Source organism: Bacillus sp. 1NLA3E (assembly GCF_000242895.2).
In the GTDB taxonomy this organism is placed as follows: Bacteria; Bacillota; Bacilli; order Bacillales; family Cytobacillaceae; genus Bacillus_BU.
Window position 1 is genome coordinate 4,332,383 of sequence record NC_021171.1, and the last position, 12,303, is coordinate 4,344,685.

At 29.3% G+C, this 12,303-nt stretch carries 9 protein-coding genes and 1 pseudogene; all 10 read right to left on the reverse strand.

Going from position 1 to position 12,303, the window contains the following annotated elements:
- Window positions 1-606: 606 nt before the first annotated feature.
- On the reverse strand, window positions 607-1,614 hold the full coding sequence (locus B1NLA3E_RS20790) for an acyltransferase (protein ID WP_144061522.1): 1,008 nt from the start codon (window positions 1,612-1,614) through the stop codon (window positions 607-609).
- Between the two features lie 294 nt (window positions 1,615-1,908).
- Window positions 1,909-2,282 (reverse strand): annotated as a pseudogene (locus B1NLA3E_RS20795) (ATP-binding protein); the annotation flags it as partial.
- A 959-nt stretch (window positions 2,283-3,241) separates the two neighbouring features.
- Complete coding sequence (gene murJ / locus B1NLA3E_RS20800) at window positions 3,242-4,750, reverse strand: murein biosynthesis integral membrane protein MurJ (RefSeq protein WP_015595791.1); 1,509 nt, start codon at window positions 4,748-4,750, stop codon at window positions 3,242-3,244.
- A gap of 10 nt (window positions 4,751-4,760) precedes the next feature.
- The gene (locus B1NLA3E_RS20805; RefSeq protein ID WP_015595792.1) at window positions 4,761-5,816 is read right to left on the reverse strand and encodes a polysaccharide pyruvyl transferase family protein; all 1,056 of its coding nucleotides are present in this window, start codon (window positions 5,814-5,816) and stop codon (window positions 4,761-4,763) included.
- A 30-nt stretch (window positions 5,817-5,846) separates the two neighbouring features.
- Window positions 5,847-6,743 carry a glycosyltransferase family 2 protein gene (locus B1NLA3E_RS20810; protein WP_051120175.1) on the reverse strand — a complete coding sequence of 299 codons (897 nt, stop codon included), beginning with the start codon at window positions 6,741-6,743 and terminating at the stop codon, window positions 5,847-5,849.
- Window positions 6,744-6,820: 77 nt separating this feature from the next.
- Window positions 6,821-8,089: a hypothetical protein gene (locus B1NLA3E_RS20815; RefSeq protein ID WP_015595794.1), complete on the reverse strand. Its 1,269-nt coding sequence runs from the start codon at window positions 8,087-8,089 to the stop codon at window positions 6,821-6,823.
- A gap of 12 nt (window positions 8,090-8,101) precedes the next feature.
- Window positions 8,102-8,926 carry a glycosyltransferase family 2 protein gene (locus B1NLA3E_RS20820; RefSeq protein ID WP_015595795.1) on the reverse strand — a complete coding sequence of 275 codons (825 nt, stop codon included), beginning with the start codon at window positions 8,924-8,926 and terminating at the stop codon, window positions 8,102-8,104.
- 22 nt (window positions 8,927-8,948) lie between these two features.
- Window positions 8,949-10,292, reverse strand: a complete 1,344-nt coding sequence (locus tag B1NLA3E_RS20825) for a glycosyltransferase (RefSeq protein ID WP_015595796.1) — start codon at window positions 10,290-10,292, stop codon at window positions 8,949-8,951.
- Entirely contained in the window at window positions 10,292-11,455 is a 1,164-nt protein-coding gene (cps2T, locus tag B1NLA3E_RS20830; RefSeq protein WP_015595797.1) for a beta 1-4 rhamnosyltransferase Cps2T, read from the reverse strand. The genes B1NLA3E_RS20825 and cps2T overlap by 1 nt, the downstream gene beginning before the upstream one ends.
- Window positions 11,456-11,581: 126 nt before the next feature.
- Window positions 11,582-12,262 (reverse strand): sugar transferase, encoded by a 681-nt coding sequence (locus B1NLA3E_RS20835; protein ID WP_015595798.1) that lies wholly within the window; start codon window positions 12,260-12,262, stop codon window positions 11,582-11,584.
- Window positions 12,263-12,303: the final 41 nt, after the last annotated feature.

Genomic DNA, 12,303 nt, shown 5'->3' on the forward strand with positions numbered 1-12,303 from the left:
AAAAGGTATTTCTTGAGATCTCTAACTTTCTTGCTATAGCTGCTTTGCTAAACCCTTGTTTTTCAAATGATGTATTTCCACAAACAATAGTAATTTTTCCACCTTTCATATCCCCCAGCTAAACAATTATGTAAATTTATCATAGCTCAGCTGATCGATTATTTGGGAAAAAGTGTTCAATTCTATCAAACGAAAACTGTTAATTATAGATTAACAGTTACATAAATGCGATTGTAACAAGAATACTCCATTATATTGTGAAATTCTCGCTTGCTAATTTTATATTTTCGGCTTTCGGCTTATCTCCTGCAGAATGTACTGTATTAATTAGCATTTCGTTTAAAAAGAACCACTTTCTCGGACAAAATGAGCACTCATAAAGGAATAAAAGAACCATTCTAACGGTAGGAGAACCAATAAATTTAAGATAAAGGATATTATCCGCACTGTTAATGACTAGGTGATTATCCTAACTTAGTATTTAAAGAATAAATTGATAATTCTCGATATTTTTCATAAGCTGGATTTCCATCGAGGTTTACAAAAAAATCACTATGAAGTTCTGCATAAGGAATATACTATCATTAGATAGGGGCTATATTTAATTTATGGAACTATTTTGTTAAGGAATGGGATTTTCTTTAAAATTAAAATAATAAATAAACTTATGAAATATATGATAACCGCACCAAAAACCATGAAAGACCGTGAATCATTACCCCAACCGGTTAACAGTTCGAAGTTTTTCATAACCATAATATGGACTAAATATATACCAAAACTTGCTGCAGAAAGCTTATTCACTAATAATTGGCAGCCATGGTGTTTGATCAGTCTTTCCCAAGGGATAGATTTAAACAATAGAAATATAGATATACTAGACATTAATACTGATATAGATTCATATTCCATAAAGAAGGAATCCAGTTTTTGCATTTTTAACGTTAATATGTAAGTACTTATAAAAGATATCATTACTCCTATAATCCCCAAAATATAGATGATTGATTTATAGGTTTTACTCAAATCAAGATTTTTTAGTAAATATCCAAGTAAAAAGTAATCCACATATTTTGTAGCAAGCGGTATATTAAAACCAATTTGAAACCCAAAAAACTTATTGATTAATGGGTATACAATATTTTGAACAATACAAACCGATACAAAGAAGAAAATAATCCTTTTGTTTGAATTAGTGACTATCACAGCTAATACTGGGGTAATAAAGTAAAAACCGATTAATGGATAAAAAAACCACATATGGAACATAGATGGTCCACTAATGGTAATCAGAATTAATTGTTTTAGATCGAAAATAACTAAGTTGCCAATATTTATCCGATAAATTATATAAATAAAAGACCAAACTATAAAAGGGATCAATACTTTTAATAACCGTTTCTTATAAAATGAAGCGGTAGTATACCGAGATTTATAGTTTAATAATGTTGCTCCACTTAACATAAAAAAGACCGGAACACACCAACGGCTAATTGAATTTAAAAAATCAGCAGCCCACCATTGCTGTGTTTCAAAATAATCATAATTAGATATCAAATCCGATGTATGTATTAATACTACAGAGAAACTTGCAACGATTTTTAATATATCCATATACAGAAGCCTTTTATTCAAGACGCCTCACCTGCCTTTCTATGTAGGAATTCCCTCTTTTGCTATTTTATCACTCAATTAACTTATATTATATGTTCAATTTAAAAATAGATATAACAAAACCCTTCTCACTGATAGGGCTTGGAACGCATCTGCTTCCTAAGCTGTTTTAAGGTGAATATTGCCATTGAAAATGGACAGTCATGCCATATTTGAGGGCACTCATTTCAGAGATGGGGGACAGTAGTGACACCGAAAGAGCCACTGCCTTACGGTAATGGATCAGTCCTAAGATTAATATTTTAGCCCGTTTCTTTCTCTCATCGACATTTCTCCATCAATTTGAATGGTGTATGAGTCGTGAATGACGCGATCCAAGATAGCGTCTGCTAAGGTTTCCTCTCCAATCTTTCCATACCCTCCTTGAGTATCAAATTGAGAACAGAATATGGTAGAGGCCACTTGGTGACGGGCTTCCACAAACTCTAATAAATCACGAGCTTCACTTCCTGTTAAAGATGTTAGAAGCCATTCATCAAGTATTAGAAGATTTACTTTCCTATAGGTCTTCATAACCTTTTGAAAAATCCCTTCTCCTCTAGCGAGAGCTAATTCACCAAATAAATCTAGAAGACGTCATACTTAACAGTATAAAACTGCCTACATGAATAAAGACATAGAAAAATACCACTTGCGCCAAATTTTTGAGCCACTTATGACACGGCTTTGAGCCACACCTGACATTGAGAGAGCCATCTTCTATATAATGAATTTGCTCACAATTGTGCAAACTCATTTTATAAGAGGTTTTTTTTAATTAAATATCGTGAAATTCTTAGGCTTCATGCCCAATGATTATAAAGTGGACTGATTATCTGAAGCTATTATCACAACCTTCAGTAGAAGGTGGGGAAAAAGGTGATTGTGTGAGGATTTGCAGAGGGATTGCGAATCTGATTCAGCCTATGTTAGCGAAATACTTTAGGATATTCAAGTCATCAAGCCTTTAGTCCGTGAAGTAAATTCAATGAGATATTTCAACCAGAGGACGGCAATGCTGGATTGTTTCATGAATTAGAAAAAGTTTATTATGGATAATAGAAAAGTCCATCCGGTGTCATTTAGCTTAACTGATCGATTTGAAAAGTCGTCATTAGAATTTGCGATAAATAACGGGCAGTTTTTGAAGTATTTTAAGAGGTTGATACAAAGGGATAAGTAAGGTGGATCCCTCAAGCTGTAAACACCTTCGGAGGTTTCGTTTTTACCTAGGGGGAAAAAGGTGATAGCAAGTAGTTTTCTATGATGCACACAGAGCGCATAAGACGCTAACACCTTTTCATGTCAGTTTATGCGACCAATTCTGAGTTAATGCGTTTCTATGTGGTATTACACTTAAAATATTTTTTTCGGAGGTTGTTTATATGCAAACGATGTTAAATGGGGGCTATATTTAACCCTTCAATAAATGGATGTAGCGTTAGATTCATCTATTTATTGTAAGGGCAAGAGACGATAGTACGGTAGTGTTTTTGATTGAAGAATTCAAATAATAAAACACTACAACTATCTTGACAAACATCGTAAACAATAGTAATAAAACACATTTAAATTTGGTAAGTGAAATTTACCGATTTTTACTTTGATGTCTAATTATTCCAATTAAAAATCTCTTTTGTGTTAGATAAACTAGCAATAAATAAAATATTCCACCTAAAACCACTAATAATATTAACTCCAGTATGGTGAAAATTTTAAATGGCTCTAAAAAATGTTTAATAATTAATAACATTAAACTCATTATTACAGAATTAATCATAAACAAAAGGTTATTTTTCAATATTTCTCTATCATTATCTAATTTACCTATTTTTGTTATTAACTTCTTATAAGAAAGCAACAATGAGATAACTGAAGCTAGAACTGGTGCAATGGCTATTGAAAAAATTTGAATAAAAGGTGCCAAAACTGCAATCAGTAAAATGGTAAGGAGCACAATTAAAATTGAGTTTCTTGAGGGGGTCTTTGTGTCTTTAATTGAATAAAAACATCTATAAATATAATCACGCATCGTATTAAATGGAAACGCAAGAAACAATATTCCACTAATTAAATACACTTGATAAGTATTTTGGGACGTAAAACTTCCCCGTTGAAATAAAACTTCAACAATCATGTCACCTAATGCTAAAAAACCAAATACAATTGGAATTACAAAAAGATTTGTAATGTTAATATACTGGATTAAAGATTTTTTTGCTTCGATTAAGTTTTCTTCGAATTTTTTTGCGATCATAGGGTATAGCATCATAATAATATTTAATATGATCAAACTATGAATAATATTTACAATTTGATTGGAATATCCAACTATTGAGACATAGCCTTTTCCAAAATAACTTGCAATAAAATTAGAAAACACAACAGATAATTGAAATGCAGCTGAACTCAGTATTATTGGTCCAGTATTTTTCATTAACAGTCTAAAAGTTGAATTATGAAATTTAAATGTTAGCTTAAATTTGAAATCCAATTTCCTTTGTTTAAATAATAAATAAATAATTTCAATAAAAAAAGATAAACCTAATGCAATTGTAATTCCATATATATTTGGATCAGAATTAAAATAGAAATAACAAATACTAATAACGACTGCCAATAAATTTGCAATCTTTGGATTTATAAAATCAGATTTTGTTTGAAAAAAAGCTGTAGATATACCAGTCATCACTTTAAATATTTGAGAAACTGACAAAATAATTGTTAAATTAAAGGTTAAAATCTGCATTGATTCAGTATGATTTAAGGTGAATATTTTTATAATAGGTTGGCCAAAAAGGATAAGTAAAACAACCATGAATATACTGATACTTCCTAAGACACTTACATATGTGTTTATTGACTCTACCTCTTCAGCCAAGTAACTTTTCTTTACTAATAATGGGATTAAAACAGTTGTAATTGCTGCGGATATAATACTAACACTACTGATAGTTAATATATTAGCAATGTTATATGCGTCCATTACCTCATTTACCCCATAGAACTTAGCCATTAGCATACTTCTATACATCATAAATAATTGCGTGAGAATAGTAACCACCATTAATAATGAAAGTGATTTAATAAACTTCATAAATGTTCACTCATTTTCTTAATACTTTATCCAAAACTGAAAAGTGATGCTGTGAATATTGTATTAGATTATTTATTTTAGCCTTTTCATAATTATCTTTACAACTCAGTAAAGAAGCCACAAATTCTTCCTTATTAGTCATTGATAAGTTTTCTAACTCGATAAAATCAATATTTAATTTTAAATAGTCTAAAGTTTGTAATGTTTTCTTACTATAGATAATAGGAAATATATTTTGTAGATACTTTAACGAAAGTATTAGCGAATGGAATCTGGTTGTTACCATTGAATAACATTCAGCGTATTTCTCAAGGAAAATTTTAAGATCACCATTATATGACACGGTACTAATATTGCTTTTTATGGAAGCATCTAGTTTGTCTAAAATCCTATTTATGACACGTAGATCACTAATTTCCTCAGTATTTTGAAAGGCAAATAGTCTAATATCCCTATTTTTCCTAATTAAAGAAACTACAAGTTCTGAAATAAACACAATATATTCTTCTACCTCAGAATTTTTAGGCCAATCAATAATGGAGATTCCAACTATTCCTGGATTTTTTTTAATCGGTAAATCAATATATTTGCTCAAAACAATATCAGGATGTACAGATAGATTAATCCCTTTATTCGATAATATTTCAAAGGAATAATTATCTCTAACAGTCATGTGAGTCAATTTCTTGAACGTCTTTGTGTAACAATTTTTATATTCTTCAGAATCAAAGGGGCCAAAATTACACCCTAGCACAAATGAGGATTTCCCCAAAATTTTAAATAGGGATACAGTTAGATTAAATATTCTCCAATGGTTTCTCCAATCTTCTGGTTCTTGAAACAACGAACCCCCGATCAAGATATAAGCATCATATTTTAAAATATTACAAAGCATTTTTTTTCTACTTATAAAATTAACCTGTGGATTATTCCTAAAAGCTAAACAAGAATTTGAATCAGTTATCATAAAATCAAATTGTACACCCTTATATCGCTTCAACAATATCTCTAGGAAAAGATCGTCCCCAAGGTTATTATTAAAATACGCATCTACAGCTACTCTCAATATTTACGTCCTCCGTTGAAGTAAATCATCTTAATAAAGGTTCTCTTTTTTAATCATCTTATTTTTTATCACAAAAACTTGTTTTAACACAGCTCTAATAATTGGTATATCTGTAAAATAATAAATAATTTTCAATAGTTTGTATCTAGTGAAAGTTGACTCTCCTATCTCATGTAAGTCTTTTTTGTTATAGTTAATCAAATAATATATAAATTGTTTAATGATTTTGATATCCCTTAATAGTGACTTACATGCAATTTCTTTTTTTATTCGTAGTAAAATATAGATTTCCCCTAATATCATTTCTCGGTAGTTAGTCATGGTATTTTCATGATGAATAAAAACGTTAGCTCCAAAATATTCTGGTTGAAAAAATATGTTTGCTTTCCATAATGTTTTTACCCAAAAAAACCAATCTTCACAATAAGAAAGGTTTTCGGGAAAGCTAGAAGCTAGTTCCTTTTTGAAAATCACAGAATGAATAGGAAATATATTTTGTCTTAGCAGGAGTTTTCCCTTGTTTTTCCTATAAGATGCTTTACTCTCAACGACTAATTTATTTTCTTTCCAATATCGTGTTCCACATTGTATTGCATCTATTTTCTCATCAGAATTTAAAATCCCCATAGCAGTTTCTATTTTCAATATGTCCAAGGTATCGTCCGAATCTAAAAATTGTATATATTTACCCCGTGCGTTTTCTATGCCCCTATTTCTTGCTTTGGATCGGCCACTATTTTCAAAATAATAGTACCTTAATCGATTATCTTTAATTTTTTTAATTATGTGTCGAGTACTATCCATTGATCCATCATCAATTACAATCACCTCTATGTCCTTAAATGTTTGATGCAAACATGAAATGACTGCTCTTTCTATTGTACTTTCTGAGTTATATGTTGGAATAATAATGGAGACTTTTGGCAATACTCTGGTCACTCCTTTCATTTTTCCAGGTATGGAATATCCTTAATATAGCCATACTATCATTAAAACTAATTATTTTAGTTGGATAAAAAACCCGAATTTTCGTTTTTATATCTGTAAAATAACGTTACATATAAAGCAAGCAAAGAAATCATTGAAATAATATAATGATCTCTAAATGGCTGAGTGATTATAGAAAGGAACCCAAAAATTACGATAAATACAACATAAATAACAACAGTATTTAAATCAAATCCCTTTTTTATAACTATGACAGCTAAAGTTGAATAGAAATTAACAACAGCTATAAAATACCATATTCCTCCATGAATTAATATAAGAGACATACTATTTATCCCAAGGTTGGGGTGTATTTTTTGATTATTAAAATCCACACTGTTAATCCCTTCACCTAAATGAATAGCATCAAACTTCTGAAATGCCAAATAATTCAGATAAGCACGCTCGTTATTTGTATCAGGAATTCCATAAATTAATTGATTAGCCAGCACAAACAATTTATCTATTTGAGTTTTTATGATATCAACTGAAAAATAGACTGCAAAACAAAATAAAATTCCTATTAATATAATTGATGTGAGCTTCAACAAAGATTTAAAAGTGAAATTTTTGACTAAAAATGAATAAGTAAAAAAAACAGTTACAAAAAGAAGAGCTGTTGGAATAAAAGATTTATTTTCATTGAAATATGACAAGACAATCATTGTTGGTATTTGAATTAGAAATGAGAATAGCCAATGTCTTTTTTTTGTAATTAGAAATATGAATAAATTACCAATTAATAATGAACACCAAAAAACATTCAAAATACCGGTGCCAAAGGGTCCAATTAGTCCTGTCATATGATCAAAGTCATACTTTCCCCATGACAAAAATCTTTTTATCATAAAGGTACCGGTTACAAACTGAAGAATTATTATTGGTACATTCAGCCAGAAATAAAAATTTAAAAATACTAATATTTTTTTTCCTGTATCAAACAAATCATCAAAAGAATATGAGCTTGTTAAATATGCCAAATAAATTAAAATTATTGCAGGCATAAAAATCATTAATATATTTTCAATAAATACAATGCCTACACCAAATTTATATATATTCAGAGCTACTATTAAAAATAGATAACATATGGTAATCCCTAACCATATTTTTAACCATCTACTGACTTTTATTTCTTTTTTTAAAGTTTGAACAATAACGTAACATAATACAATTAATTCTGGTATATACCATAATACGAACATCAGTTTAATATATCTTAAAAAGAACACACCAATTAGAATCGAAACCACAAAGAACTTATCTATATTCGTCAAATTTTTCATTTTTCTACTCCATTAAAGATTTTGTCCCACATTTATTTCGTTCTGAATATTCTTGCAAATACCTTTTACTTTCTTATCAAAAAATAAAAATAATTTAACATTTATTGGGTACCACAAATGTTTTTTTATTAATTTTTTCTTGTTTTTAGCTAATAAAACAGCTTTTTCTTTTTTAAATGAAGTGCTCCCATAATGATAAATAAATGTATCATCAGCCAGAATATTTTTAAAACCTTTTTTTATAAGTCGGCAGGAGAAATCATTTTCCTCCCCGTATCCCATTCCAAATGTTTCTTCATCAAAAAAACCTACTGCATTAAGTGCATCTCTTTTAATAAACATAGCATGACCTACTGCAGTTGGTATAGTTGGATACAATTTTTTTGAAATCTGTTCAACAAGTTGTGAAAACTGTTCTATGGTATACCCTTTTGGAATTTCATTATCTTGATTAAAATTCGGAACAGAAGCAATAGTACCATTATTGGTTAGACAAGTAACAGTTCCAACCTTTTTATGTGATTGAGAAGCCAAGAATAATTTATCTATCCAAAAATTTGTTACAACAGTGTCAGAATTTAATAATATTACATCATTATTAGAATACCTCATACCTATATTAACTGTTTTAACAAATCCAAGGTTTTGTTTATTAGTTAGTACAATGACGCGACTATCCTTAATTCGCTCTAATAAATCAGAAATTTCTTTATTTGGGCTATTATCGTTTATAAATATAAATCTAATTTTTTTTCTATTTTCGCAATTTAGTAATGAATCTATACATTGCTTAGTTTCTGCATAACCATTATAAACAGGTATTATTACGTCAATCATCTTTTACTCCTTCAAATTTTTACTATTCATTTTCAGTATAAAAATTTCGAATCAATAATTTTGAATGTTCCTCAAGTGTATTTACAATAAAGTACTCATTAATATTTACATGCTTTTGGTTTAATACTTTTTTATTTAAATTTGTTAATATGTTTAATAGCTCTATTGGAGAACTTGGATCAAATTTCCACCCAAACTCTCCTTTAACCAAATCCTTGCTCCCGACATTTTCTGATACAATTACTGGTGTGCCAAAACTTAAGGCTTCTAAAGTAACAAATCCAAATGTTTCTCGCCAAATACTCGGAACAACTACAACATCAAATGATAAGATTATTCTTTCTAAATCTTCATTCGAATATCTGCCGTATAAAAACACATTTTCATCTACTTCTAAAATACTATCATCGCCATAAATGTGAAGTTCAAAATAATCTTTGGGTAACTGCTTAAATAAATCAATCAAAAGGTTAAACCCTTTATATTCTTTCATTGGACCTAAATATCCTATTATTATTTTAGATCCCTGTTTTTTTTGTATAGCATTCTTTCTTACTCCACTATGTGTAATGCTTAAAACTTTCCCCTTCACTTCTGGCAAATAACTCTTATAAACTTGTTCAGTTTGAATACTATTAAAATGAAAATAATCTATTCTTCTTAACATTGTTAAATAATATTCTCTTAACAAGACATACTTATATGATTTACTCTTATCTAACTTGTCTATTTCAACTTTATCTGAATTTACAGTTCCTATTCTAAACTTTTTTGAAGGAATAAACTTTTTTATTTTTTTTATGAAAGGATATATAGATGTCTGAGTTAATAAAAGCGATTTAGTGTTCATTGCATTAAAGCAGCATTCCTGACAACCCTTACCATCATCATAATTATTACAGTTAACATTTTCTCTATCTTTATATAAGTTTATTGTGGGGCAAATTCCAAAATAGTCGTGTGAAGTAAATACTAGCCTAATTCCTAAATCTTTAGCGCAGGTAATAAATTCTTTATGCAGACCCATTAAAGAATGAATATGAATTACATCAGGATTAATCAAAGATAAATACTCTTTATATACATTATCAGGGACAGTAATAATAAAATGGCTAGGTTGACTTATCCCTCTAAACAATGGAAGCGGGAGTGAATTAATTATTTCAAAGTGGATTATTTTATCCCCACTATTACTTTTTTTCTTTTTTATAATTTTTGTATTTTTATTAAAAAAGTCCACTTTTCCCGGATACAAATGAAAAACTTCATTATGTTTAGTTTGTTCTTCCATCAAATCACTAGCATATCGAGTAAGTCCCCCACTTCTAAAAGGTGGAAGACCTAATGTATAGTGCAATATTCTCATTATTTTGAATGCCCCTCAAAAACATTTTCGTATCTCTCAATAATATTATCCCAAGAATAGGCTTCTTCTATCCGCTCCCTAGCAAGTCTCCTTTTTTCTTCAATTTCTTGATATGTTAGTCTATCGGCTTTATTGATACTACTTGCTAAGCTGTTTTGTTCCTTATTAAAGTACAAAGCCGCATCCTCACCAACTTCCCTATTAAATTTTACATCCAAAAGTAAATTTAACGAAGTTGTTGCTAAAGCTTCTAATAAAGATGGATTTGTCCCTCCTACTTCATGGCCATGCAAATATGCAAATGCATTTCTACGAACTTGATATAACAAATCCCCATCATAAATTGTTCCAACAAATAGGATTCTACTATCAAGTTCAAATCGCGTTTTTCTCTTTAATTCTTCTAAAAATTTATTCTTTTCCACATTGGTAACTATCACCAGTTTTTTTGTGGTATTTGACCTTAAAAATTCGCTAATAATTAGGTCATAGTTATTTTCTGGTACAAATCGACCAACGATTAAGTAGTAATCTTTATTTTGAAGATTCCAGTTATTTAACCATTCTTGATATATATTTTTATTTATCCCAATGGGTTCTTTAACATTTGCCCCGTAGGCAATAAACGTGGTTTTAGGATTATATTTATAATATTCTTCCTTTATATAACTCTCAATTGCAATAGAATCACATATAGCCAAATCAGTATTTTTAATCATCAGTCTTTCGGACAACTTCCAATATTTACGTACCAACAGATTCCATTTAGCCCTTTTCCACTCATGACCATCAGGATTTACATATACCGGAACACCTAACTTTTCGAACTTTCTCTTAAAAAACTTCATAAAAGGACCAATTCTACAAGCTAATATATAAACAATTGCATTTTCAATTTTGTTTTTACTAATATAGTAAAAAACTTCGTTTAGTGACTTTACATCATACTCAATAGCTTTTGCAGCACCGTTGATCACTGTTTTAACGGTAAAACATCGAGCACCATTGTATTCAAATTCTGACTTTTTGATTTCAGATAAACAGGAAACATGATATTTAATATTATCTGACTTTTTGTATTCAGTTAATTTATCAACAAAAGTTTCAAACCCACCATATTTAGATGGAATACCTTTACTTCCAATAATAAAAATATTTCTCATATTGCACCTTTTCCACTTTCCATTTTTATTGAATTAATTTATCAGACACAGTAAATAGATAAGGGCACTTTTTCAAATAGCCAAAAAAGTGCCCGGATTTATTAACTATCGGTTTTTTAATAGTTTTTAGTAGCCAGTTTTATTTATAAGTAATACGTTAAAAGTGCTAATAATAATTCGGAGATCAAAAAAAATTGAACGTTTTTCTATGTATTCTAAATCAAGCATTACCATTTCTTCAAATCCCACATTATTCCGAGATGTCACTTGCCATAATCCAGTACACCCCGGAAGCACATACAATCTTTGTTTATGATAATTGGTATATTCTTTTACTTCTCTTGGTAAAGGTGGCCTGGGACCCACTAAACTCATTTCACCCTTTAAAACGTTGAATAATTGAGGGAATTCATCAAGACTTGTGTTTCTTAAAAATTTCCCAATCTTTGTTATCCGAGGATCTTCTTTCATTTTAAACATAAGACCATTTACTTCATTATATTTAAATAAATCTTCTAACTGTTTCTCAGCATCGATTACCATGGTTCTAAATTTGTATATATAAAATTCTTTACCATTTTTCCCAACTCTTATTTGTTTAAAGAAAACAGATCCATTTGGATCCTCCAACTTTATTAAAAGACTAACAATAATAAACAAAGGCATCAGAAATATAATACCGAATAGTGAAAAGATTAAATCTATTAATCTTTTTATCATAGAATAAGAAAATTTTTCATTCATTTCTTCTATTCTAATATATTTATCACTCTTATTTGATTTCTGTTCAACAAATGCAGCTCTCATATTTTCAACCCCATCTACTTTATCATGAAAATCACATAAAT

What these genes read in the sequence shown, in the direction of transcription:
- B1NLA3E_RS20835 (WP_015595798.1), bottom strand. Translation starts at nt 12,262, where the DNA reads ATGAGAGCTGCATTTGTTGAACAGAAATCAAATAAGAGTGATAAATAT.
- B1NLA3E_RS20820 (WP_015595795.1), bottom strand. Translation starts at nt 8,926, where the DNA reads ATGATTGACGTAATAATACCTGTTTATAATGGTTATGCAGAAACTAAG.
- murJ (WP_015595791.1), bottom strand. Translation starts at nt 4,750, where the DNA reads ATGAAGTTTATTAAATCACTTTCATTATTAATGGTGGTTACTATTCTC.
- B1NLA3E_RS20815 (WP_015595794.1), bottom strand. Translation starts at nt 8,089, where the DNA reads ATGAAAAATTTGACGAATATAGATAAGTTCTTTGTGGTTTCGATTCTA.
- B1NLA3E_RS20790 (WP_144061522.1), bottom strand. Translation starts at nt 1,614, where the DNA reads ATGGATATATTAAAAATCGTTGCAAGTTTCTCTGTAGTATTAATACAT.
- cps2T (WP_015595797.1), bottom strand. Translation starts at nt 11,455, where the DNA reads ATGAGAAATATTTTTATTATTGGAAGTAAAGGTATTCCATCTAAATAT.
- B1NLA3E_RS20825 (WP_015595796.1), bottom strand. Translation starts at nt 10,292, where the DNA reads ATGAGAATATTGCACTATACATTAGGTCTTCCACCTTTTAGAAGTGGG.